The sequence below is a fragment of the Cognatiluteimonas lumbrici genome (assembly GCF_006476065.1).
Lineage (GTDB): Bacteria > Pseudomonadota > Gammaproteobacteria > Xanthomonadales > Xanthomonadaceae > Cognatiluteimonas > Cognatiluteimonas lumbrici.
The window spans coordinates 1,328,574-1,353,102 of sequence record NZ_ML636798.1; the positions used below are offsets into that span (position 1 = coordinate 1,328,574).

The following is a 24,529-nucleotide window of genomic DNA, read 5'->3' on the forward strand; positions in this document are numbered from 1 at the left end:
TCAGGCCATCGCCTCCACGTCCGCCTTGCAGGTGGGCGCGATCATGTCCAACAAATGCCTTGCCATCAGCCGGGCGCCTTCGTCGTTGACATGCGTATAGTCGCCCTCTCGCTCGTGCTTGAAGCGGGCCGCCGTGGCGTGTCCACCTGCAGACAGCAAGCCTGGGGGCATGGGAACGTATTTCGTGCCAGCGTCCTGCAGCAGCAGCGACAGGGTCTCTTCCACGATTGCAAAGTTCCTTTCGCGTGCGCCGGGCGCCTCGAGCTTCGGGGACCCCTCGTTGGTCAACGGCTCGGGCATCGAATAGACCGGCGCGCAGCCGGGCGTGATTGCACCCACCCAGCGCATGTGTGGCGTACGCGCAAACATGTCGCTGCAGGCCCGGAACGCGCAGTCGCCGGAGTACTGGGGCGCCACGATCACGTCGTGCATGGGGGGCCACCAGCTCGTGAGGTGGCCGCCCACGCAGACGATCGCGTCGAACAGCGACAAGTCCACCGCTCCGTCGGCGCCGGCTATGTCGCGGATCTGTCCGGCCGTCAGCGCGTACCAGGAGTGGATGGACTTGTCGGAAACGGTGGCATGCCCCCAGCTGTCCGGCGCAGGCTCCAGCGTCAGCTTGTCCCCTTCCACTGCAAGGCGCGTCAACACCGGCCCCGGTGCGCTCACGAAGCGCGGAATGATGGACGTACGCGAGGCCAGCTCCTCCAGCGGTGGGGAAAGACTGGCGACGTGGCTGTCCCCGAAGACCAGGATCTCAGCCATGCGCCGACTTCCGCGAGAACGCATCGAGGAACTCCTCCTCGCAGTGCACGTCATCGGCACCATCGCCAGCCGCGCGGGGTGCCACGGGAGAAGGCTGCTCCCGCGAAGGCGCCTGCGGGGCCGCGTTGCCCGCCCCCTCGATGGCGGAGAAGAAGTTGGACATGACGAACTCGACCCCGGACGGGTCCACGCTGCGGAGGTTGTCCTGGAAGAACGCCCCGCGGAACGGCGGGCTGCTGATGATCTCGTACGAAGGGAAGTAGTCCACGCCCGCGTCCCGGCGCTCCATGTGACCGGCGACCGCGCGCAGGATCGACTTCGAATGCATGGTCGCGACCAGCACGTGGCGTCCCGAATTGGTGGCGGTCAGCGGTACCGGCGAGACGGTGAGGAGGATGCGGATCGCAGGATTGAGTTGGCGCATGGCCGCGATGGATGCATCGAGGCTGTCGACGATCTCCTGGAAGCCCAGCTCATGGAACGCGTGGACGTCTGGGTCGTACTCTCCGGCGACCGTGCCAGGGCACATGGGGTATTCCACCCCGGTTGCGCGGTTTCGCCAGGATTCGGTCAGGCCCAGGGTGAACACGAGGATGTCGGAGGAGACGATGCTGTCGCGAAAGCATGCGATGGCGTGCCTGCGCGACGCCAACAGCTCGTCCTCGCTGCGGAATCCGGCCGGTTCGATCCGGGGCCGGAACGGGTCGATGAACCTGCCGTCCTTGCGCCAGGTTTCCGCTGGAGGCTCCTTCTCGCCCGACGCCCAGGACAACCACTGCCGCAGCAGCGTCGTCGTGTAGATGTTGCCGGTTCGGCTGGAGAAGATCCCGTAATTGAACTCGCGCGCGGAAGCCCACGACATCCCCTCGGGCGCGCGCTCGGAGATGTTCCAGTTGTAGCCGCGCTTGCCCAGCGCGTTGCCGATGTGCTGTGCGAAGCACGACCCATAGGTCGCGATGGCGCTGTCCTTGGCGATCGCGAACTTCGGATCCCAGAGCCCGCCGATCTCCAGCATCGGTTTTTCCGCCACCGCCGGCCTCCAGAATGCGCGGTCCGGCAGTGCTGAATAGGGGTTCATGCCGCCTCCGTGGGATGCCTCAGCTCAGGAAGGCGAACAGCTTTTCCATCGCCTCGTGGCTGGCCCGACGCACCGCGTCCCTGGTGTTCGAGCCGTTGTGGGACCCGAAGATACACTGCGGCATGCCCCTGAGCGGGGAATCGGCCGGGAGCGGCTCCACCTCGAACACGTCCAGGGCGGCCGCGGCGACGTGGCCGGACTGCAGCGCCCGGACCAGGGCCTGCTCGTCGATCAGCGGCCCGCGGGCCACGTTGACCACCTGGACCCCGGGCTTGGCCATGGCCAGCACCCGCTCGTCCAGCATGTGCCGGTTGTGCGCATTCAGGGAGCAGGTGAAGACGATGAAGTCCGCCTCCCCGATGCGCTCCGGCCAGGCCGCGCGCTCGACCCCGGGGATGCCCCCGGTGTCGTCGTTGCCCGGGTCGTAGGCGACGATCGGCATGTCGAACGCCGCCAGCCGCCTGGCCGTGCTGCGGCCGATGTCGCCGAAACCCACCAGCGCCACCCGCTTGCCGGCCAGGCTCATGCCGGCGGGCTTCGGCCAGCCCCCGGCGCGGATGCCGCGGTCGATGGCGAACAGCTGCCGCGCCAGGCCGATGACATAGCCGACGGCGACGTCGGCCACTTCGCCGCCGAACATGTTCGGCGTATTGCAGATCGGGATCTCGAGGGCCTTGCACGCGGCGAAGTCCACGTTGTCCACGCCGATGCCCCACTTCACGGCGGCGCGCAGGCGGCCGGCGCAGGCGGTCTCGAACACCCGCCGCGTCGCCGGGTCGTCGCCGATGATCCAGCCGTCGAACTCCGGCAGCAGTGCGCACAGTTCGTCCTGCGAAAGCACCTGGGTCACCGCCGCGGGCACCAGTTCGACCCCGCGCGCGGCCGCGACCGGGATGAACTCGTCGATCATGCCCAGCATCGGCGGGCAGGTCACCAGGACACGCTTCACTTCGCCTGCTCCTGTTCCTGCATGAAGCGCGCGGCGACCACCGCGAAATCCCAGTCGTCGGGGGTGTCGATGTCGATGGACTCGAACTGCGGGCCCTCGAACATCATCGGCTTCCTGCCGATGCGCGCGTTGGTGGAGCGGAAGCTCGCGCGGGTGAACAGGTAGATGTTGGAGTTCTCCTCGTACCACGGCTCCAGGTCCTGGGTGCGCACCAGGTTGTCCGGGTCGTGGTTCACCGGGCTGCAGTCCTCGCGGTAGAAGCGCGTCTGCACCTTGTCCACGGTGAACAGCGAGTCCGCGCTGCCCGCCGCCAGCGCCTCGCGGTACGCAGACAACGCCTTGCGGATGGTGCCGGCGCTGACCAGCGGGTTGGTGGTGTGGGTCATGAGGTAGATGTCGGCGTCCACGTTCTCGACGTCGTCGGCCAGCACCAGGTTCATGGACACCAGGTCCCCGCAGATCTCCGGCTTGCGGTCGCGGATCGCGACCCTGTCCGTTTCCACCAAGCCGTTCTCCGCGAGGATGTGGCGGGCGTCGGTGTTGATGACGACCTGGTCGATCTCCTCGACCTCGAGCAGGGTGTCGAGGATCCAGCGGAACAGCGGCTTGCCACAGAATTCGCGGAAGTTCTTGCCCTTGACGCGTTCGCTGTTCGCCTTCATCGGGAGCAGGGCGACGACGCGCGGCTTGTTTTCGTTCATTGGAGTGTTCAACCCGGGTAGAAGTATTTGTCGCGTTCCGCGTGCGACAGGATCCGGTGCTCGCGGTTGCCCTTGAACGAGCCGGTGTACTGGCACACGCGGTACTGCACGATTTCCCACGCGCGCGACAGGAACACGCCTTCCTTCCAGGCGTGGCACCAGTCGCGCCAGATGCTGCGCGCGATGTAGCGCAGCAGGTCGCGATGGCGCACGTGGATCTGGGGCATGATCTTCTGCAGCGCCAGCGCCTCGCGCTCGAAGCGGCGCTTGACCTGCTTCCAGGACTCGGAGTGGTAGTGGTACACGCAGGCCTCGGCGACGTAGCCGATGCGCCCCCCGTCGAGGTACAGGCGCTTGGCCAGCTCCATGTCCTCCAGACCGGTGACGCATTCGTCGAACCGGTACCGGGCCCAGGCGTCGCGCGAGATCGCCGAGTTGGCGTTGTTGCAGAAGAAGCCGTCCTGGGGCACGCAGGACTCGTCGGGGTAATACTTGCTGAAGATGCGGCACTCGCTGAAGTGGCTTTCCGGGCCGCCCACCTGCTTGCCGTAGCTGTAGGCGACCTTGCCGTCGGCGACCGGCTGGCACAGCTTCCGCAGCCAATGCTCGTCGGTCGGCACGCAATGGCCGCTGATCAGCACCAGGATGTCGCCGCGGGCCACTTCGCAGCCCATGTTCAACGAGCGGCCGAAGGAGAACTGCTCCCGGGTGATGTGCGTGATCACGCAACCGTGGCGCTGGGCGATCTCCAGGGTGCCGTCGTCGGATCCCGAGTCGATCACCACCACCTCCACCTCGAAGGGGCCGGTGTCCTGGCGTTCGATCGCCTGCAGGAGCTCGCCCAGGTAGCGGGCCTCGTTCAACGTCCGGATGACGATGCTCGCGAGCATGGGCGCGCTCACAGGACGTCGGGGCGCAGGTCCAGCGAAAAGCCGGGCTGCATCTGTTCGTACACGGCGCGGATCTCGCCTTCGCCGGTCGCGTTCGCCGCGAACATGTCCCAGTGCACGGGCACGACCCTTTCGAAGCCGGCCTCCTCCGCCATGAGGAAGGCTTCACGCACGGACATGTTGCCGATGATGCCCCGCCGGTCGCGGAAGAAGTTCCGCTCGTTGACCGGCAGGATCGCCGTGGCGATCGGCGCCAGCGCCGCGAGCGCATCCAGCAGTTCCTGGCGGACGCTGGTGTCGCCTGCGATGTAGCTGCGGCGGCCGGCGTGCTCGATCACGTAGCCCACGCAGGCGAGGTTGCCGGCGGCGTCCCGGGCGATCTCGGGATGGGCCGCGGGAACCGCGTGGACCCTCGCGTCATCGCCGAGCGGCAACCATCCTTCGCTGGCCAGCACGATGCGCTCGCGGGCGATTCCCCAGCCGGCCAGCACCGCCGCGACCGGCGCGGGACCCATGAAGCGGGCACCGGGAGACGCATCGGCAAGCGCGGGCAGCGTATGGGGATCGCAGTGGTCGATGTGGTCGTGGGTGACCAGCACCCAGTCCGCGTCCTCCACCTGCGCAGGCTCGAGAGGGATCGGCACCAGCCTGACCAGGTCGGGGGCGTCCAGAGCCTGCACGGAGTGCGACAGGTAGGGATCGACATAGACGGTGCAGCCGGGAAATGCGATCCGGCACCCGGATTGCCCCAGCAGCCGCAAGGGTGCTCCGGTCGTCTGCGTTACTGCCATCCCCTGAATACGTCCCGATGATCCGCTTTCTCGAAGATTGTACATGCCCCGTCCACTGTCGCATCGATGATCCGCCGGCCGGCCGCCTCGAATTCGGCCCGCGCGATGCGGTACGACTGCTCGGAGCGTGCCAGGTCGGGATTGTTCCAGACCTGGCCGTGACCGAAGTACTCAACGGAAAAGTGGTTCGGATCCGGCCCTTCAAGGACCGAAGCGGTGTTGGGGTCGCCTTCGAAGCGGTAGCGATGGTCGAGCCCGACCAGGACGACCTCCTCGAACCCAAGGAAATAGGCGAGCTGCAATGCTACGTAGGTGACCGTCCAACCCTCATGGACGCCCATGCTGGCGTCGTGGCAGAAGCGCGCCGGGGCGGCACTGGTGTTGATGATGTGGGTCAGCCCGTCCTCCTCCAGATGGCTGCCCGCCCGGTCGCCGATGAACTTCACGCAGTTCAGGTCGCGCAGCCGGTCCGCGGACTGCTCGACGACGTGCCGGTTCACCGCGACGTAGTAGCGCGGGTAGAAGCCGAAGCGGTCCAGTCCGAGGTACAGCTTGTTCATGCCGATGACCGTTTCGCCGGCAAGCAGGGAGAGGTCCGTGGCATTCAGGGAGGGGCCGTTCGCGACGATCACGCCGCGCTCGCCTGCGTGTCGGTCCCGGAACATCCCGAGCCGGCTCATGCGCCCTCCACGGGGTATCCGAGGCGATCGGCGAGTCGCCGGTAGCAACTGCTGGCGATGGCTTCCTTCAGCAGATGGTCCCGTTCCGGGCGCGGCGGCGGACTGGACAGGACCGCGAAATGCCGCCCGCTGTCGCCCGAGACGCGAAAGACCGAGAAGACGCTCGCGAATTCGTCGAAGTAGGGAAGCTGCAAGTGCCTGCAGGCCTCCTGCATTTCGCGCTTGGGATCCTGTATGAAGTCCTCGTATCGCATGATCGGCACGCCTTCGTACCTGTCGAGGAACGCCAGGTAGCGGGAGCAGTACTCGTCGAACGTGGCCGGTTCGAACTTGACCCACTTGTTCAGCCGCAGGGAGACGAAACTGTCGATCGGGTTCCTCACCGTGACGAGTGACGACACGGGGGCGACCATCGCCACCAGTTCGCGCACGCTCGGCCGCTCGGGAACCGCCGACCCGGTGCAGAAATGGCTGTGGGTGTGGTCGCGGACCACCAGGTAGCCGCCTTGGGACAGCGTGGAGCGGTAGGCGACGTCGAGCTGCGCCCGGAACAGCTCCAGCAGCGTCTCCTTCGGAGGCGGACGCGTGCTGTGCTTCAACAACATTGACATGTCGGTGGGCGCGAATGCGCCGGGCGCGGACGCCATCGGACTCAACGGGTCCAGCTCCGAGAGCAGTTGGACGTTGGGCATCGCCGCGACGCACTTGCTGATGACGGTGCCCCCCGTGCACGCGAAGTGGTGCAGGGTCCGGATCGGCTCGTCTTCCGCCATGGCGCCAGCCTCCGCGAGCTCGACGCATTGCTGGACCAGCGAGGGCTCCGGTTCGGCCAAGGCCTCTCCTTCCAGTTCGAGCAGCTCCGCATCGTCCAGCAGGTCGACGGATTCCTGCAGGATCTCCGCGAGCTTGTTCGCGGCCCGCGTCGCACTCCGTGGCACGGGCAGGCGGCTCATCGCTTCCTGGCCGGCTTCTTGGCAGCCGGCTTTCCGGCGGCCGGCTTCCTGCTGGTGGCGGTCCGCTTCCGCGGCTTTTCCGGGGCGGGCGCGGACTCCACGACCACGGCGTCTTCCAGGGCCAGCATCCCGCTGCCGGCCAGTTGCTGGAAGTACTCGTTGGCCGCCACCAGGCGCCGGGACAACTTGGTCAGCAGTGCCCGCTGCGACTGGTGCGCACCGTGCAACTCGGCATAGCGCTTCCGCAAGTCCTCGAGGTCGTTCTCGCGCAACGCCTGCATCCGCACCGCCAGCGCCATCGCGTCGCGCGCATTGAGCAGTTGCTCGTCGAGGTGGTTGAGCCGCTGCTTGAGGTGCTCGAGCTGCTTCTGCTGTGCTTCCGCCTGCCTGGCGGCGCCCTCGCCCTGCGTGGACTGCTGGCCCAACTCCTGTACCAGCCTGCCCTTCTCCTCTTCCAGCGCCTGTGCCTGGCGTTCAAGCTCGGCGATCCTGGCCTGTTCCTCGGACACACTGGCGCGCGCGGCGGCGAGCTCGGTCTTGAGACCCGATACCAGTTTGGCCCGGTTTTGCGCCGCGGCCAGTTCTGAGCGAAGCCGGGTCAGTTCGACGCGTGCTTCGTTTCGGCGGTACGCGTCGACGGCGAAAGGATAGATGGCCTCCGGGTCGGCACCGACCAGCTCGAACCCGGACTCGGCCAGCGAGGCCTGCAGTCCCTCCCGGCCGGGATCGCCTTTGTAGAGGGGTTGCGAGCCCGCCTTGACCACGATGTGGCTGAAGGCACGAACGCCGGGGGCGTCCGCCAGGAGTTCGATCTGCCCCGGCGCATCCAGCACGAGTAGGTTGTGCTGCGTGCCGTCGACGCCGAATTCCGCGACCAGCGCGTGCAGCGCCTTGCAGGGAACCGAGACCTCTCCCGCGTCCTCCAGGTTTGGAAGGACCTCCAGCAATTGCGTCGCTCCCTCGAAACTGGAGAACGCCGGGTTGCTGTACAGGTGGAGCTTCACTTCCGGGACGTCCCTGGCCGTCACCGCCAAATCCAGGACTTCCTCTCCGCGATCCGGATCCACCACCCGCGCGAGCAGTTCCCGTTGCTCCGGGTTGGGCTCGACGAGCAGCAGGCGCGACGCCTCCAAGCGGCGCAGCAACGGCAGCTGGGCGCCATTGCCAGCTCCCACCACCAGCACGACGTTCCAGGGAAACGGCCGCGTGTCGGCCATGGCGTTGATGAGGGTTCGCATCCCGCCAGTTTACGGAAGGGATGCGTGAATGCGGGACCACACCTTGTGATAGAGGTCCTTGTATCCGGCTGCCATCCGTCCCGTTCCGCCCTCCTGGGCTGGCCCCGATTGCCAGGACGCGATCGCCTCGCGGGCTTCGCGGCGCTGCTCCTCCAGCCCCCGCAGCTCCAGCAGCCGGCGGCAGACGTCGGCTGCATTCGGCTCGCCCTCCAGCAGCCATCCGCCTCCGTGCTCGCGGAGGCGCTCGCCCGTCGCGCCGCGGTCCAGCGCCAGCACCGGGATGCCGGCGGCCCAGCATTCGGTCAGGGTGTGGCACCAGGTTTCCGGCATCAGCGAGAGGACGGCAGCGAGATGGGGCCGGATCCCGGCAACCCGGCTCGCGAACTCCCCGCGCGGGTACGGCCCGTGGTCCACGACATGCGCCTTCAGCGACGCCGGAGCGGTCCCCAGCAGGTGGAACTCGATGGTCCCGGGCGGGGCCATCGCGGCGACCTCCGCGACGAGGTCGCCACCCTTGTGCCTGCCGATGTTCCCCGGCACCAGCACCCGCAGGGGCTCGTCCTCCCGGATCGGACCGCTCTCCGCCAGTGCCTCGAAGCGGTCGAAGTCCCGGCCGTGCGGGATCACGTGGAACGGCGGTGCGCCCTCGCCGGCCAGCCCGGGCAGCGCGGCGAGCAGCAGGTCGCGGGCGCCGGGCGACGTCGTGACCAGGGCGTCGGCTGCCAGCAGCGCCGCCTCCATCCGCGCTTGCCAGGCCCCCAGGCGGGGCCGGGTCATGGGCACGGCCGCGGCGGGGTCCAGCGGCCAGAGCGCGTTCTCCGCCCCCTCGACCACGCCACCCGGATGCATGCGGCCCTCCCGGTCCACCAGGTGCACCGAGGGGCAGACTTGGTAGAAGTCGTGGACGGACTGGACCACGGGGACGCCCATCCCGCGCGCGACTCCCGCCAGGTTGAGGCTGTGCCACGCGATGTGGCGGATGTGCAGCAGGTCGATCGCGTGGCGCAGCAGCACGTCGCGGACGACCGCCTCGTACTCCTCGCCGACATGGGTGCCGAAGCCGATCGGCTCGGACAGGGGATGGCGTTCGACGGTGCGGTAGCCATCGTCGCCCAGGGCCCACAGTTCGACGGCGCGACTGTCGCTGCGCAGCACCAGGCAATCGAAGTCGCCGGCGAGCGCGCGCATCAGGTCGGCGTTGGTCTGCGGAATGCCGCCGTTGTCGGTGGACAGGACGTACAGGATCCGCGGGCGGGGGGCGCCCGCCCCGTCGGCGAGCGCGCGCAGCCTGCGGCCGATGCGGTAGCGCGCGAGGACGAAGCCGCGCAGGTCGGCCAGCCCGGCGATGGCGGCCGGGTAACCGGGATGCAGCGCCTGCAGGCGTTCGGCGCCGGCATGGGCCAGGGCCTCGCGCCGTTCCCCGAACGATGCCGAGCGCGCGTGGTGCACGAACACGCGCGGCTCCACCAGGTGGTGCCACCCGGCCACGAGCGCCCGCATGCACAGGTCGTTCTCCTCGCCGTAGCCGAGGGGGAAGGCCTCCTCGTCGAAGCCGCCGACCTCGTCGAGCATGGCCCGTCGCAGGTACAGGCAGAAGCCGTTGCCGGTGGGCACCTCGAAGTCCGCGGCACCGGCGTCGGCGACCGCGCGCGCAACCTCCTCGACGGAGACGCCGTCGGGAAGCGCGTTGGCGCCTTCGCGCGGGACCGAGAAGGCGCCGGCATTGTCGGACACCGCCGTGACGGTGCCGATCCGGGTCCGCCGGTAGGCGGCGATCTTGAGGTTGCGCAGCCAGTGCGGGCCGACCACGGTATCGCTGTTCAGAAGCACCACGTCCGTGCCGGCCGCCAGCCGGCAGCCCAGGTTGGCGCTGGCGGTATAGCCGAGGTTGCGCTCGTTGCGGACCACGCGCACGCCGGCCATGCCGTCGAGCCGCGCCAGCACCCCGGCGACCGCGGGCTCGTCGCTGGCGTCGTCCACCACCAGCAGGCGGTCTCCGGCATCCAGCCGGGTGTGGCGCAGGACGCTGTCCAGGCATGCCTCGAGATGGCTGGCGGCGTTGTACACCGTCACCACGACGGTGGCGGCGACGCCGCGCAGGTCCGGGATGCGTGCCGGCAATGCCGCACGGGATTCCTCGCGCGTCGCGTGGCCCCGGTCGACGCCGTGGCGCAGGAAATGTTCCAGCGGCGTCAGGTCGCCCGCGGCGGCGTCCGGATGGCGCTTGCGGTAGTAACCACCGTCGAACCACTCGCTGGTGCGGCTGGTCGCCCGGTCCGGCGCGTGCGCGTAGTGCAGCAACGGGTTGGCGGCGTCGTCGCCGCGCTGGTGGTTGGCGCGATACCACGCGGGATCGAACCACGGATTGGGCCAGCGCCCTTCGCGGGCGCCATGCTCGACGAAATGCTGCAGCGGATCGACGCCGGCGGCGCGCACGTCGGGGTAGCGGTCGAGGTAGAAATCGGGATCGAACAACGCGCTGTCGCGGAGCAGCGCCACCTCGCGCGCCCAACGCTGCAAGGTTTGCGGCGAAGGCGGCTGCGGCACCGGCGGCGGATCGTCGCCGCCGGCATCGTCCACCGCGAAGGCTGCGCGTCCCTCGCCGCGACCGTAGGCGAGGTAGTGCAGCAACGGATTCATGCCCGCGGCGGCGACATCCGGGTTCTCGCGCAGGTAGCGCCTTGCACTGAACGCCGGGCCGGGATCCAGCCCCAGCGACACGCCCCTGTCGAGGAAGTGGGCAACCGCCGCCTCCGGGTCGGCCGCGGCGGCCGGCCAACGCTGGCGGTACCAGTCGAGGTCGAACAACCCGGACGCAAGCACCGCCTGGATCTCGGCCGCGGTGGCCATCACCCAAGCTCCCCGAGCCGGAGTTCATCCACCACCGTTTCGAGGCGGCTGCGCCAGCCGTTCTTCGCGACGTGCGCGCGGAAGCGCTCCGCCGGCGGCCGCTCCATGGACAGCACCTGTCCGAGCTGGTGCAGGAAGGCGCGATGGCTGACCACCATGCGCACGAGTTCGCCGTCGTCCTGCACGTTGGCCACCGCCGTGGAGACCACCGGAATCCCCCAGGCCAGGTACACGTGGGTCTTGAGCGGATTCATGCGCCGGGTCAGTTCCATGTCCAGGTGCGGGATCACGGCGACGTCGAAGCGGGACAGCCAGTCGCCGACCCGATCGTACGGCACCACGCCCGGCATCTCGACGTTCGGGTGGCGCAGCAGGCCGCGGACCGCGGGGTTGGCGTGGGTCGAGCCGACCAGCACCAGGCGATGCTGCGGGAAGCGCGTGGCGATCGCGTCCAGCAACGGCACGTCGATCTTGGCCTCGAGGTTGCCGAGGTAGCCGATCACGGCGCCGGCCTCCGGCGGCCTGCCGGGCGGCCGCATGCGGCCGTGCGCTTCGTCCACGCCGTTGGGCACCAGGCGCACGTCCTCGCGCCAGGCCTGCAGTCCCGCTTGCACCGGCGCGCAGTTGGCCAGTACCAGGTCGGCGTCCTGCAACAGTTCGGCGTAGTTGCGGCCGAGGCGTTCCTTGCGCGCGTCCGGCACGCCCGGCCATGCGCGATCGTCGTCCACCATGTCCACGACCACCCTGTCCGGCGCGAAGCGCTGCAGCAGCGCGGGCATGCAGAAGTCGCGCGGGTAGATCCAGAACGCGGAACGCGCGGGCTCGATGCCCTCGCGCTCGAACAGGCCGGCCAGCCAGTCGCCGTAGGCAGCGATGAACGCCGCATCCGGCTCCTCGTGCGCGAGCATGCCGAAGCGGTTGCCGTCGTAGGCGAAGACGCGGTGGAGGATGGCGCCGTGGTCGCGCTCGCCGCGCAGCTTCTCGAGCGTGCGCTCGTGGATCCAGCGCGACTGGTCCACCCCGTCGCCGCCGGCGAGGGTCGCCAGGCGCAGGTCGCTGACGGGCGCATCCACCACCAGCACCCGGCGCACGTCCGGCCGCCCGGCGAGGTAGTGCGCGACCATGTCGTTGCGCCGGCCGTAGAGCGTGGAATCGTTCTGCTTCCAGAACAGCACGACGTCGGCGGCCCCGGGACGGCCAGCGACGGCGCGCGCGGGGCGCCGCGTTTCCTCCCCGATCGCAGCGTGCACGGCATCCAGTGCGTCCGGGTCCGGCGCGGCAGCGGGCGCCGCGGGCGACGGCTCGGCGCCCTCGCCTGCCTGGGCGGCCAGCCAGGCATCGAACGGCTGGAAGATCGCCTGCCGGTAGGCTTCGCCGGCGGCCTTCACATCGGTCCGCGCGCGAGCGGGATCGGCGGGCGCGTCCGCCGGCAGCACGGGCAACCCGAGGCGCACCGCTTCGCGCGCCAGCCAGCTCGCGCCAGGCACACGCACCGGGACCCGGTGCCAGGCCGCCAGCCACAACAGGCCCGACGTCTTGTGCGCATAGGTTTCGGGGTCGTAGTCCAGGCACACGAGGCTGGCGCGCGAGAACTCCTCGTGCAGGCGCTGGTCGGACCAGTGCCCTTCGTGCACCAGGATCCGCGGATCGCCCGCGGCCAGCGCGCGCACCTCGTCCATCACCGCGCGCGCGGCGTCGGTGCGAGCCTCCACGCAGTGCACGACGAAGCGGGCATGTGCGGCCGGGTCGTCGCCAGCCATGCGCGCCAGCCGTGCCGGCAGCTCGAGGAAGCCCTTCTCCTGCTTGGCTTCGCCGACGTAGGCCAGGACCCTGCCCGGCTCCCGGGCGCCGGAGGCTGGCGGCTCGCGCCAGTCGCCGAGGAAGCACGGGTGGAGCGGCAGCGGCGCGCTGCGGCCGAGCAGGGCGGCGTACGCCGCGGCGTGCTCGCTGCACGAGGCATGCAGGGTCACTTCCGGGATCCGGTCGAGCGCCGCGAACGCCAGCCGGAAGTTGAGGCGCCTGGCGGGGTCCAGCACCTGCCCGTCGGGCGCCACGCCCGGCGCATACATGAGCAAGGCGAGGTGCCGCAGCCGCTGCCCGGGCGCGCCGAGCAGCCCGAGCGCCAGCGACAGCGCGGTGGCGTGCTCCCACGACAGCGTGTGGTGCAGGACCTGCACCGGCGTTCCCGGCCAGCGCTCGAGCACCTGCCGCAGCGCGCGCATGTAGTCGCCGCAGAGGGCATGGATCCAGTCCCAGTGCTCGGCCACGCCGCCGGACTGGTGGTACAGCGCATAGAAGTCCTGCGCGAACGACGGCGCGACGTGCGCGCCCCCGCGCTCGAGCCGTTCGCGTTGCGCCGCGGGCAGCGCATCCGCGCACCAGAAGCCGAGCGGGCCCGGCGGATGGGCCAGCATCAGTTCGGCGAACCCGAGGTTGTGCGCGCCGCTGCGCCCGAGTGCCGGGTCGAGGATCGCGAGCGGGATGGTGCCGTGTGGCGTCGCCTGGGTCATGCGCGGGCCGCGCCGCGGGGCCGCTCCCTCGGCGGGAACGCGAGCTCCGAGGCGGTGTCCTCCATTTCCAGCGAGAGGTTGGGATTGTAGGCGGGGTCGTCGTCCAGCACCGCCGCCCAGCGGTCCCGCATCAGCGCCACCTCGCGGTGGAAGCGGGCGACCTTCTCCGGCGTGTCCTCGGCGCCGCGGGAGGCCGATTCGTGGTGGTACAGCCGCGCGAACGGCGTCCACAGGTTGCGGTAGCCGCGCTCGCGCAGGCGCAGGCAGAAGTCGATGTCGTTGAAGGCGACCCGGAGCTCCTCGTCGAGCCCGCCGACCTCGAGGTACGCGCTGCGGCGCACCACCAGGCAGGCGCCGGTGACCGCGGACAGGTTCTGCGCGACGAGCGCGCGCGCGCCATGCCCGGGAACGCCCACGGGCTGGTGGCAGTAGGCGTGGTTGGCGACACCGCCCAGGCCGAGGATCACGCCGGCGTGCTGGATGCTGTCGTCCGGGTACAGCAGCAGCGCGCCGACCGCGCCGATCCCGGGACGGCAGGCCTGGCTGGCCATCTCCCGCAGCCAGTCGCCGTCGATCACCTCGATGTCGTTGTTGAGCAGGCACAGCAGCTCGCCGTCGCACTGCGCCGCGGCGAGGTTGTTGAGCTCCGAGAAGTTGAACGGCGCGTCGTGGCGGATCACCCGCACGCGCTCGCGACCCGCGAGCTCGCCCAGGTAGGCCAGCGCCGCGGGATCGCTGGAACCGTTGTCCACCACCACCAGCTCGAAAGCGTCGTAGCGGGTCCGCTCGAACACGCTCTCCACGCACTGCCGCAACAACTCGACCCGGTCGCGGGTGGGCACGATGATGCTCACCTTCGGCTGCGGCTCCGGAAGCGGCCAGCGCACCCGGTAATGGCCGTGGGCGAGGCCCTCGACCCTGGCTTCCGGCGTGTGCGCAGCAAGGCTGTCGCGCACCGCGCGCAGCCCGGCCTCGGCCGCGTAATCCTTGGCGCCGCGCTCCAGCGCGGTGGAGCCGGCGATCGCGCGCCAGTGGTACAGCACCTTGGGGACATGGCGGATCGCCGACGCCGGCAGTGCCGCGGTGCAACGCAGGAACAGGTCGTGGTCCTGGCTGCCCTCGGTACCTTCGCGGAAGCCGCCGGCCTCCCGCGCCAGCGCCGTGTCCACCACCGTGAAATGGCAGACGTAGTTCTGCGACAGCAGCAGGTCGGGATTCCAGTCGGGCTTGAAGTAGGGTTGGAAGCGGCGCCCGCGCTCGTCGATCTTGTCCTCGTCCGAGTACACCAGGCGCACGCCGGGATCTGCCCGCAGCTCCTCGACCACCTCGAGCAGTGCGTGCGGGCGCAACTCGTCGTCGTGGTCGAGCAAGGCGACGTACGCGCCCCGCGCCATCTCCAGCGCAGTGTTCGACGCACGGGCGATGTGGCCGTTGCGCTCGCGCCAGGTCACGCGGATCCGCGGGTCGCGGCGCGCGTACTCCTCGAGCACCTTGCGCACGTGCGGCTGCGTGGACGCGTCGTCCGCGACGCACAGCTCCCAGTTCGGATAGGCCTGGGCGAGCACGCTGTCGAGGCAGCGCCGGAGCCAGCGCTCGGGGGTGTCGTACACCGGCAGCAGCACCGACAACAACGGGCCGTCGGCGGACAGCTCGCAGCCGCGCCGCGCCAGTTCGCCGAGGTCCTCGCGCGACAGGGTGTCGTAGCGGGCGACCCAGGCCGCGTAGCTGCGCAGGTGCAGCTGGCTGCATTCTGCGTGGCGTTCGGCAAGCAAGCTGCCGGCCTCCGCCGGCCGGCCGCGCGCGAGCGCCCGCAGCATCGCCAGCAGGGTCGCGCCGACGGCCCGCCAGTCGCGTGCCCCCGACGGATCCCGCAGGCCGGCCAGCAGGCGCAGCATCCACTCCGGCCGCGGCAGCCGGCGCAGGCGCATGCCGGCCATCCGGAACCCGAGCGCACGCACGGCCGGATCGAAGCGCAGTTCGGTGACGTCGCCATCGAACCGGAACAGTGCGTCCAGGCTGCCGTCGCGCGACGGTTCCGGCAGTTGCAACTGGTCCGGGAAGGGCTGCTCGCGGCCGGCGATGCGGTAGTACAGGCTGGGCGCGAGATGGCTGCCGCGCGCTGCCTGCAGGCGGCCTTGCAGCCGGTACCAGCCGCCCTGCAGCAGCGGGGAAGCGCCGTCTTCGCGCGTGACCAGGAAGTACGGGTCGCCGCCGGTACTGCGCCAGCGGTCGTCGCCCTCCTGCGCGAGCTGGTGCAGCGCGCGCAGCAGCAGCCGCGCCGACGTCGGCGGCAGGCGCCGGTGGCGCAAGGTCCAGCTGGCGACGAAGGGCCCGGTGGTGGCGTCCGCATCGCCGGCGTGGCGTGCATGCAGGTCGGCGATGGCGACGCGCACGCCGTAGCGCCATGTCCCGCGTGCGAGCGCCACGATCCGTCGCAGGGTTTCCAGCGGACCGCTGCCGTCCACGAGCATGCGCAACAAGGCCGACGGCCGGCCGATGCGGACCAGCCGCGCGGCGCCCGGCGCCGCCGTCCCTTCCACGCGCAGGCCGCGCAGGCCACGGGCCGGGCGATCGAGCAACACCACCCGCGGCCCGCGCACTCGCGCCACGTGCCAGCGGGCCGCGTTGTCGCCCTCGCCCACCGCCAGTTCCTCGAACACCAGGTCGGCGCCGCCATCGAGCAGGTACCAGCCGGGTGCGCGCTCCACGGTGTCCAGCGACACCCAGCTTCCGCCGCGCGCCACGCCCGTCATTCCGCTTCGGCGAATGCCTTCGCCACCGGTCCCGCCAGCCGGAACGAGGCGCCCGCGGGATCGTAGAGTTCGAAGCCGTCGACGATCTGCGCCAGGCTGGCAACACCCGGGACCTCGACGCTGAAACGGAAGCCGACCAGCGCATGCGGCAGGTCCAGGTGGCGCTGCACGTCCGGCCGCGTCTGCTTCTCGAACCGGTCGATCACCAGCGTGCGCGCGCCCACGTGCATGTGCATCTTCTCCGGCAGGAGCCCGGAGGAGGACACCGCCCAGCCGCGGACCGTCAGGCAGCCGCCGTCGAGCGTCACCTCGTCCACGAAGCCGGCCGCGCGGGTCGCCGGGGCATCCGTTTCGGCGACCTTCGGCGCGGCCTGTCCGGCAAGCGAGAAGTAGAACGCCTCGGCGTCGCTCGCCTGCGACCCGGACGCCGCGGTCCTGGGCCCCACCTTGTCCCATTGCAGCTTCACCGGCAGGAAGCCCAGCAGCAGCAGCTGGTCCACCACCTGCTGCTGGTGCTCGGCGGGAACGTAGGCATCGAGCGCGAAGTCGGCGTCCGCCGCCTGCGACGCCCACAGCCCGACCAGGTCGGGCCCCAGCCCGGCCGCGAAGGCACGGTGGATGGTCTTGTCGATATGGAACGGCGAGTACTCGTGCGCGAGGCAGTCGCGCAGCTTTGGCGGCGCTTCGCGCTTGCCCTCGGCCACCGAGGCCATCAGCTCGTCGCCCGACACCACCGGCACGCCGGCGGGCTGGAACAGGCGGCGCGCGATGCTGGACTTGCCGTACCCGGGCGGCTCCATCAGCAGGTAGGCCACGGGGCGACGCCGGCTGACGTGGATCACGTGCCGCCCGACCGGGTCGCCCGCCTGCGGCACGCTCTTGCCCATCCACTTCCAGGCGTAGTCCGACAACACCTCGCGCAGCTTCGGCATGGATGGGAAGTAGCGTTCGTCGATGCCGCGCTTGATGCGGGTCCACTCGGCCTTCGGCGAGGAGGCGATGCCGACTTCCAGCACCAGCACGCCGTCGGGCTCGAGCCGGTCCACCAGGCTGTGCACCAGCGCCGGCTGGTCCTCGGCGTAGTGCAGCGCCGAGGCGAGCAGGATCACGTCGAAGCGCTCGTCGGGGAGGTGGTTCCAGTCCGTGCACAGGAACTCGCAGGCGGGGAAGCGGCGGCGCGCGCGCTCCACGAACCCGGCGGTATGGTCCACGCCCAGGACGCGCGACGCGCCCTGGTAGCTGGCGAAGCCGCAGAAGAATCCCTCGTTGCAGCCGACGTCCAGGAAGCTGCGCCCGCGCAGGTCCGGCAGCTGCAGCGCCTTCAGCTTGTCGAGCGTGTGGGAGTCGCCGGGAACGTCCGGGAAGGATTGGTACTGGGCCATGCAAACGCCTTGTTCAATGCGATACGTCGGTGGCGACCGCGTCCCCGCGCAGCGCGGCCATGACCGCCGGCGCGAGGCGGAGCGTCGAACGCGCCTGGTCCGGGTGCAGGCCGCCGAGCACGCGCAGGTCGCGGCCCAAGTCTGTCACGGATGCGATTCCGGGGACGGTGAACGACGCCCGGAAACCGCATTCCCGGTCACGCAGGCCGAAGTGGCGCATCACGTCGTTCCGCTGGCGCCGCTCGATGGCGTCGGGGAAATAGCGCACCCCGCGCACGTCCAGGGCGACGCCCTGGGCGGTCGCGCCGCTGGCGCTGGCGATCCAGCCGGTCAGTTGCACGCGCCCGTCGGCGATGCCGAGCTCTTCGGCGCAGCCGTACACCGGCTGCGCGGCGGTGTGGTCCACATCCTGGGCCGGGCCGATGCTCGCCATCAGCTCGTGGTAGTACTCCAGCGCGGAGCCGATGTCGCCGGCGTGCACCAGGCGCCCCTGCTCGAGCACGATGCCGCGGTTGCACACGTCGCGCAGCAAGCCGATGCTGTGGCTGGCGAGCATCACCACCTTGCTCCCGCCCATGCGGTCGAGCAGGCGCGTCTTGGCCTTGGCCATGAACTCCGAGTCGCCGGTGCCGACCCACTCGTCCATCAGCATGATGTCGTGCTGGAAGGTGGTCGAGATCGCGAAGCCCAGGCGCGTGCGCTGGCCGGAGGACAGCGTGCGCAACCGGTGGCTGGACTTCTCCTGCAGGCCGGCGAACTCGAGGATCCCGTCGATGTGCTCGCGCAGGTCGCGCGCGCGCAGCCCCATCGCGGTGCCGCGCAGGAAGATGTTCTCGCGCACGGTGGCTTCGTTGTTGAAGCCGAGCGAAATGTTGAGCAGCGCCTGGCGCGTGCCGTTGACCGCGATGGTCCCGGAGGTCGGCTTGTACACGCCGTTGAGCACGCGCAGCAGCGTGGACTTGCCGGCGCCGTTACGGCCGAGGATGGCGATGCGGTCGCCGGCGTTGGCGACCATGCCGACGTCCTTCAGGATTTCCACCGGCACCCGCCGCGGCGGGTCCAGGCCGGCGCTGAGGAACATCGAGAACCAGTTGCTGGCCCGGCGCTCCTGCTGCACGTAGGTCGGCACGGACAGCGTGACGCCTTTGAGTTCGATCATCGGCTGCATGCGTTCACACCCACACCGGGACATGCCGCGCGAACAGCCGGTAGGTGATGGTCGCGCCAAGCAACGCGACCACCGTCAGCGCGCACAGGTACAGGTAGCTTTCGGGCGCGACCGGCATGCCGAGCAGCGGCGCGCGCACCACTTCCACCATGTGGAACAGCGGGTTGAAGCGCACGAGCTGTCCGCGCAGGCTTTCCGCCGGCATGAAGTCCGTGTGCCAGATGATCGGGGTCAGCAGGAAGGCGAACATGAAGACGTTGTTGACCAGCTGCCCCACGTCCGGGAGGCGCGCGCCGACCACGGCGAACACGACACCGATGCACAGCGTGATCCCCGTCATCCACGCCAGCGCGAGCAGGCTGGCCGGCAGCGCCTGCCAGTGCCAGTCGGGGCTGAGGTAGACCGATGCCGCGACCACCGGCAGCGACACGAGGAAGTAGAACAGCGCCTTCGCCACCACCCGCAGGATGAAGTCGGTCAGGCGCAGGTGGCCGTCCAGGATGAAGGAGGCGGCCGACAGGAACGCGCCGCTCGACTCGGTGATCACCGCGCTGATCAGCCGGAACACCACGTAGCCGAGCGCGACGTAGGCGACGAACTCCCGGAACGACAGCCCCATCATCGAGGCGAACATGCCGCCGATGCCCCAGATGTAGACCATCGGCGGCACCAGCAGCCAGAACACGCCCAGCCGCGACTGTCGGTTGCGCACCATGATGTCGAGCCAGCTCGACAGGGCCCAGAACTCCGGGTTGCGGAAGCTCGCCGCCAGGTCGCGCCAGAGGGAACTCACGCGGCGAGCGCTCCTTCCAGGTCCGCGCGCAGGTCCGCCACGTCCTCGATCCCGACGCTCAGGCGCACCAGGTCGTCGGTGATCCCGAGTTCCGCGCGCCGCTCGGGCGGCACGCTGGCGTGGGTCATCACCGCCGGGTGGTTCACCAGGCTCTCGACGCCGCCCAGGGACTCGGCCAGCGTGAACAGCTCCGTGCGCTCGCAGAAGCGCTTCGCCGCCTCGTAGCCACCCTTCAGCCGGACCGAGACCATGCCGCCGAAGCCGTCCATCTGCCGCTTCGCCAGCGCATGGTGCGGGTGCGACGCCAGCCCGGGGTAGATCACGTCCTGCACCGCGGGGTGCGTCTCGAGGAACTGCGCCAGCGCCATCGCGTTCTCGCAATGCGCGCGCATGCGCAGGTGCAGGGTCTTGGCGCCGCGCAGCGCGAGGAAGCTGTCGAACGGTCCCTGCACCGCGCCGGCGGAGTTCTGCAGGAACGCGATGCGCTCGCCCAGGTCGGCGTCGTCGCCGACCACGACCATGCCGCCGACCATGTCGGAGTGGCCGTTGAGGTACTTGGTGGCCGAGTGCATCACCAGGTCGGCGCCGTGCTCGAGCGGGCGCTGCAGCGCCGGCGAGGCGAAGGTGTTGTCCACCACCATCAGCAGGCCGTGCCGCTTCGCAATCGCCGAGACCGCCTGCAGGTCCACGATCTTCAGCAGCGGGTTGGTCGGGGTCTCGACCCACACCAGCCTGGTCTTCGGGGTGATCGCGGCCTCGAGCTTCGCGGGATCGGTCATGTCCACGTAGCTGAAGTCGAGCCCGGCGCTGCGCCGGCGCACGCGCTCGAACAGGCGGTAGCTGCCGCCGTAGAGGTCGTCCATCGCGACCACGTGGTCGCCGGTTTCGAGCAGGTCGAGCAGGGTCGCGGTCGCGGCCAGGCCGGAGGCGAACGCGAAGCCGCGGCTGCCGCCTTCCAGCGCCGCCGCGCAACGCTCCCAGGCGAACCGGGTCGGGTTGTGGGTCCGCGAGTACTCGAAGCCCTGGTGCTCTCCCGGGCTCGACTGGGCGTAGGTGCTGGTGGCGTAGATCGGCGTCATCACCGCGCCGGTGGACGGGTCGGGCGACTGGCCGCCGTGGATGGCGCGGGTGCCGAGGCCTTGTGCCCGGATCTTGCTGCGTTCGTCTGTCATTTTCCGTCTTTCCGCGCGTCTGCGCGCTCAGTAGGGCTGTTGCTGGTGCCAGCGCCAGGCGCTGTCGAGGATCGGGGCCAGCGAAGTATGCACGGGCGTCCAGCCCAGTTCACGCCTGGCCTTGTCGCTGGAGGCCACCAGCACGGCCGGGTCGCCGGCACGGCGGGGCGCTATTTCGAACGGAATCTCGCGCCCGGTGACTTCGGACGCCGCAGCGATCACCTCGCGCACCGAGAACCCGGTGCCGTTGCCGAGGTTGAACACGTGGGCGCCGGCGTGGGCCTCCATATGGTCCAGCGCGCGATGGTGCGCCTGGGCCAGGTCCTCGACGTGCACGTAGTCGCGCACGCAGGTGCCGTCGGGCGTCGGGTAGTCGTCGCCGAACACCTTCAGCCCGGGCCCGGTGCCCAGCGCCGCGCGCAGCACGTTGGGGATGAGGTGGGTTTCCGGCTCGTGCGACTCGCCGATGCCGGCGGCGTGGCTGGCCCCGGCGGCGTTGAAGTAGCGCAGGGCCACCGAGCGCAGGCCGTAGGCGCCGGCGGCGTCGGCCAGGATCCGCTCCACCATCAGCTTGCTGGCGCCGTACGGGTTGATCGGCGCCTTCGGGTGCGCCTCGTCGATCAGCGCCGACACCGGATTGCCGAACACCGCGGCGGTGGACGAGAACACCAGCCGGTCGACGCCGTGCCTGCGCATGGCCTCGAGCAGGTTGAGGGTGCCGGTGACGTTGTTGGCGTAGTAGTCGTAGGGCTGCGCGACCGACTCGCCGACCAGCGAGCGCGCGCAGAAGTGCATCACCGCGTCGAAGCGGCGCCCGGAGAAGGCGCGCTCCAGCGACGCCTGGTCGAGCAGGTCGGCTTCGACCAGCTCGCCCCACTTCACCGCCTCGCGGTGCCCGGTCGACAGGTTGTCGAGCACGGTGACGCCGATGTCGTGCGCCGCCAGCCAGCGCGCCATGTGGCTGCCGATGTAGCCGGCGCCACCACAGACCAGTACGTTCAAGCCGCTTCCTTCCCTGTCACTGCACCCGCCGACGCAGGTAGTTCAAGAGGTCTATACGCGTAATCAGGCCCAGGAACCGGCCACCGTCGGTCACGATCGCCACGTGGCCGCGGTCCAACACCGGCAGCAGCGCCTCGATCGGCTGCTTCACGTCCACGCGGTCGAGCTTGCTGACCATCGCGGTGGACACCGGATCCTTGAAGCGGGCCTCGTTGCCGTACACGTGCATCAGCACGTCGGACTCGTCGAGGATGCCGACCAGCTCGTCCCCGTCCATCACCGGCAGCTGCGACACGTCGTAGAGCTTCATCCGCTGGTAGGCGGTGACCAGCAGGTCCCCGGGCGCGACCACGACCGTGTCGCGCTGCGCGAACGGGCGCAGGATCAGGTCGCGCAGGTCGCCGTGCTGCGGGCGCTCCAGGAAGCCGTTGTCCAGCATCCAGTAGTCGTTGTACATCTTCGACAGGTACTTGTTGCCGGTATCGCAGACCAGGGTCAGCACCCGCTTGGGCTCGGTCTGCTCGCGGCAGTACCGGAGCGCCGCCGCCAGCAACGTGCCGGTGGACGAGCCGCCGAGGATGCCCTCCTTCGCCAGCAGTTCGCGCGCGGTCAGGAAGCTCTCCCTGTCGCTGATGGCGTAAGCCTTCTTCACCCGGGTGAAGTCCGAGATCGGCGGCAGGAAGTCCTCGCCGATGCCCTCGACCATCCAGCTCGCCGACTTCTCCACGACTTCGCCGCGGTTGATGTAGTCCTCGAGGATCGATCCCACCGGGTCGGCCAGGATCAACTCGGTGTGCGGCGATTGCTTCGCGAAGCAGCGCGACAGCCCGGTCATGGTGCCGGAGCTGCCGCAGCCGAACACGATCGCGTCCAGCTTGCCGTCCATCTGGCGCAGGATCTCCGGACCGGTGCCGAACTCGTGCGCGGCCGGGTTGTCCGGGTTGCCGAACTGGTTGATGAAGTACGCGCCCGGGGTCTCGCGCGCGATCCGCTCGGCCATGTCCTGGTAGTAGTCCGGGTGGCCCTTGGCGACGTCGCTGCGGGTCAGCACCACCTCGGCGCCCATCGCCTTGAGGTTGAAGATCTTCTCCCGGCTCATCTTGTCCGGGACCACCAGGATGAGCTTGTAGCCCTTCTGCTGCGCGACCAGTGCCAGGCCGATGCCGGTGTTGCCGGCGGTGCCCTCCACCAGGGTGTCGCCGGGCCTGATGTCGCCGCGCTTCTCCGCGGCCTCGATCATGCTCAGCCCGATGCGGTCCTTGATCGAGCCGCCGGGATTCTGGCTTTCGAGCTTCAGGAAGAGGGTGCAGGGCCCCGTATCGAGGTTCCTGGCCTGCACGATCGGCGTGTCGCCGACCAGTTCGAGCACGGATTGGTGGATGGCCATGGACGGATTATCACCCATGGCGCGACATCCCACGGGCGGCGGCGGCCGACGAGGAAACGCCGCCGCCGCCCGTGTGTGCCAGAAAAGCTAGTGGTGCAGCACCTCGTAGAGGCGCGTGAGGCGGTCCTTCGCGAGGAGTTTCTCGCGCTTCATCTGCCCGAGGGTGGTGTCGTCGATCGGAAGCACCCCGAGTTCGGCATCCAGCACCTGCTTGTCCAGCTGCTTGTGGCGCTGGTAGAGGCGCTTGAACTCCGGGTGCGTCATGAGTGCCTCGACTTCCTCCTGGGGTTGCCCTTCGAACATGTCGTCCTCCTTCGGAACATCCTGCAGAACATCCTTCGGAAACAGGAACGCCCCGGCCTGGCGGCTCGGGGCGTTCGTGGTGGAGCGATGGATCATTGCCGGTGGCATGGCTCGACCCTACTCCCTCCGGCGGGGGTCGGCAAGGGCCCCGCAAGTCCTTGATTTTGCTGAATAGACTTAGGGCTCGTCGGACGCCGATGCAGCAGCGTCCGCGGCCGCCTCGGCCTCCTGCTGGGCCTTCAGCAGCTCGGCCTCCTGCCGTGCCAGTTCGGCCTGCCGGGCCCGCGCCTCGCGCAGCTTGCGGGCCTGCTCGCCGCCCACGTCCAGGATCACTTCCTCGGCCTGCTGGCGCGCCGCGGCCTCGGCCTCGGCGGCGGCCCGCAGGCGCTCGGCCTCCTCGGCCTGGATCTGGGCCTGGAAGCGCAGCCGCTCCAGCTCCTGGCGCACCCGCTCGGCCTCGCGGCGGCTGGCCTCGACCAGCAGCTCGCTGCGCTGCTGCTCCATCGCCTGCAGGTCCTGCTCCAGCAGCGCGTTGTAGGCGGCCAGCTCGGCCACCGAGACTTGGCGCGCGGCCAGGGTCAGGGCAGCCGTGCGCTCGCGCTTGCCGGCCTCGGCCAGCGCGTCCACCGCCAGCCGCGCCTGGAGCTGCTCGTAGGCGGCCACCTCCTGGGCGCGCGGGTCCGCGGCCAGCGCGGCCAGGCGCTCGCCCGGGGGCAGGGTCTCGGTGTCGGGCAGCGGGGGCGCGGTGTCGAGGCGGATGTCGCCGTCCAGCTGCAGCTGTTCCTGCAGGCCGCGGATCTCGCCGCGGCGCTGCAGGTAGCGGTTGCGCAGCACCTGCGCGCGGCTCAGCTCGCGGGCGTGCATCGCCGCCGCAGCCGCGCCCAGCGCCAGGTCGCGGGCCCGGGCGTTCTCGCCGGCGAGCATCGCCGCCTGCGCCCGCGCCAGTTCGGCGCGCGCGGTCTCGACGATCTCCGGCGCGTACTGGTCGGCGTCGGCGTCGCCAGCGCGCAGCACCGCCTGCTCGGCGGCCGCCAGCTCGCCGGTGGGCGGCGGCACGGTGGCGCAGCCGGCCGCGAGCAGCAGCAGGGCGGACAGTGACAGCGTCGCCAGCAGCCGGTTTGGGAAGTATGCGAAGCTTGGATTCATCGGTGCGGCCCTGGGCAT

General features: G+C 70.0%; 20 protein-coding genes. All 20 read right to left on the reverse strand.

The window, feature by feature from the left end; genetic code table 11:
- The 20 genes from E4F25_RS06365 to E4F25_RS06460 all read right to left on the reverse strand — a co-directional run bounded on the left by E4F25_RS06365 (position 1) and on the right by E4F25_RS06460 (position 24,511).
- Positions 1 to 765, reverse strand: coding sequence for a hypothetical protein (locus E4F25_RS06365; RefSeq protein WP_140909343.1), 765 nt, complete (start codon positions 763 to 765; stop codon positions 1 to 3).
- Positions 758 to 1,780 (reverse strand): GSCFA domain-containing protein, encoded by a 1,023-nt coding sequence (locus E4F25_RS06370; protein WP_220433190.1) that lies wholly within the window; start codon positions 1,778 to 1,780, stop codon positions 758 to 760. Before E4F25_RS06370 ends, E4F25_RS06365 begins: the two co-directional genes overlap by 8 nt.
- Before the next feature lie 82 nt (positions 1,781 to 1,862).
- On the reverse strand, positions 1,863 to 2,792 hold the full coding sequence (locus E4F25_RS06375; protein ID WP_220433191.1) for a phosphoglycerate dehydrogenase: 930 nt from the start codon (positions 2,790 to 2,792) through the stop codon (positions 1,863 to 1,865).
- Positions 2,789 to 3,493 carry an acylneuraminate cytidylyltransferase family protein gene (locus tag E4F25_RS06380; protein WP_220433192.1) on the reverse strand — a complete coding sequence of 235 codons (705 nt, stop codon included), beginning with the start codon at positions 3,491 to 3,493 and terminating at the stop codon, positions 2,789 to 2,791. The genes E4F25_RS06375 and E4F25_RS06380 overlap by 4 nt, the downstream gene beginning before the upstream one ends.
- Positions 3,494 to 3,501: 8 nt before the next feature.
- Positions 3,502 to 4,383: a glycosyltransferase family 2 protein gene (locus tag E4F25_RS06385; protein ID WP_140909345.1), complete on the reverse strand. Its 882-nt coding sequence runs from the start codon at positions 4,381 to 4,383 to the stop codon at positions 3,502 to 3,504.
- Between the two features lie 8 nt (positions 4,384 to 4,391).
- On the reverse strand, positions 4,392 to 5,144 hold the full coding sequence (locus E4F25_RS06390; RefSeq protein WP_181168221.1) for an MBL fold metallo-hydrolase: 753 nt from the start codon (positions 5,142 to 5,144) through the stop codon (positions 4,392 to 4,394).
- 20 nt (positions 5,145 to 5,164) lie between these two features.
- Entirely contained in the window at positions 5,165 to 5,854 is a 690-nt protein-coding gene (locus E4F25_RS06395; RefSeq protein WP_140909347.1) for a 6-hydroxymethylpterin diphosphokinase MptE-like protein, read from the reverse strand.
- On the reverse strand, positions 5,851 to 6,807 hold the full coding sequence (locus E4F25_RS06400; protein WP_140909348.1) for a sulfotransferase family protein: 957 nt from the start codon (positions 6,805 to 6,807) through the stop codon (positions 5,851 to 5,853). The genes E4F25_RS06395 and E4F25_RS06400 overlap by 4 nt, the downstream gene beginning before the upstream one ends.
- Positions 6,804 to 8,045, reverse strand: coding sequence for a hypothetical protein (locus tag E4F25_RS06405; RefSeq protein WP_140909349.1), 1,242 nt, complete (start codon positions 8,043 to 8,045; stop codon positions 6,804 to 6,806). The genes E4F25_RS06400 and E4F25_RS06405 overlap by 4 nt, the downstream gene beginning before the upstream one ends.
- 9 nt (positions 8,046 to 8,054) lie before the next feature.
- Positions 8,055 to 10,895: a glycosyltransferase gene (locus E4F25_RS06410; protein ID WP_140909350.1), complete on the reverse strand. Its 2,841-nt coding sequence runs from the start codon at positions 10,893 to 10,895 to the stop codon at positions 8,055 to 8,057.
- A complete protein-coding gene (locus E4F25_RS06415; protein WP_140909351.1) occupies positions 10,895 to 13,405 on the reverse strand; it encodes a glycosyltransferase in 2,511 nt (836 codons plus the stop codon). The genes E4F25_RS06410 and E4F25_RS06415 overlap by 1 nt, the downstream gene beginning before the upstream one ends.
- On the reverse strand, positions 13,402 to 16,149 hold the full coding sequence (locus tag E4F25_RS06420; RefSeq protein WP_181168222.1) for a glycosyltransferase family 2 protein: 2,748 nt from the start codon (positions 16,147 to 16,149) through the stop codon (positions 13,402 to 13,404). Before E4F25_RS06420 ends, E4F25_RS06415 begins: the two co-directional genes overlap by 4 nt.
- Positions 16,150 to 16,154: 5 nt before the next feature.
- Entirely contained in the window at positions 16,155 to 17,540 is a 1,386-nt protein-coding gene (locus E4F25_RS06425; protein WP_140909353.1) for a class I SAM-dependent methyltransferase, read from the reverse strand.
- 13 nt (positions 17,541 to 17,553) lie between these two features.
- Positions 17,554 to 18,699, reverse strand: coding sequence for an ABC transporter ATP-binding protein (locus E4F25_RS06430; RefSeq protein WP_181168223.1), 1,146 nt, complete (start codon positions 18,697 to 18,699; stop codon positions 17,554 to 17,556).
- Positions 18,700 to 18,712: 13 nt separating this feature from the next.
- Positions 18,713 to 19,501 carry an ABC transporter permease gene (locus tag E4F25_RS06435; RefSeq protein ID WP_140909355.1) on the reverse strand — a complete coding sequence of 263 codons (789 nt, stop codon included), beginning with the start codon at positions 19,499 to 19,501 and terminating at the stop codon, positions 18,713 to 18,715.
- Positions 19,498 to 20,673 carry a cystathionine gamma-synthase gene (locus tag E4F25_RS06440; RefSeq protein WP_140909356.1) on the reverse strand — a complete coding sequence of 392 codons (1,176 nt, stop codon included), beginning with the start codon at positions 20,671 to 20,673 and terminating at the stop codon, positions 19,498 to 19,500. The genes E4F25_RS06435 and E4F25_RS06440 overlap by 4 nt, the downstream gene beginning before the upstream one ends.
- 27 nt (positions 20,674 to 20,700) lie before the next feature.
- Entirely contained in the window at positions 20,701 to 21,675 is a 975-nt protein-coding gene (gene galE, locus E4F25_RS06445; RefSeq protein WP_140909357.1) for a UDP-glucose 4-epimerase GalE, read from the reverse strand.
- 16 nt (positions 21,676 to 21,691) lie between these two features.
- A complete protein-coding gene (locus tag E4F25_RS06450) occupies positions 21,692 to 23,062 on the reverse strand; it encodes a pyridoxal-phosphate dependent enzyme (RefSeq protein ID WP_140909358.1) in 1,371 nt (456 codons plus the stop codon).
- 87 nt (positions 23,063 to 23,149) lie between these two features.
- Positions 23,150 to 23,365, reverse strand: a complete 216-nt coding sequence (locus tag E4F25_RS06455) for an HP1242/YdcH family protein (RefSeq protein ID WP_140909359.1) — start codon at positions 23,363 to 23,365, stop codon at positions 23,150 to 23,152.
- Between the two features lie 177 nt (positions 23,366 to 23,542).
- Positions 23,543 to 24,511: a DUF4398 domain-containing protein gene (locus E4F25_RS06460; RefSeq protein ID WP_140909360.1), complete on the reverse strand. Its 969-nt coding sequence runs from the start codon at positions 24,509 to 24,511 to the stop codon at positions 23,543 to 23,545.
- Between the last annotated feature and the right edge of the window lie 18 nt (positions 24,512 to 24,529).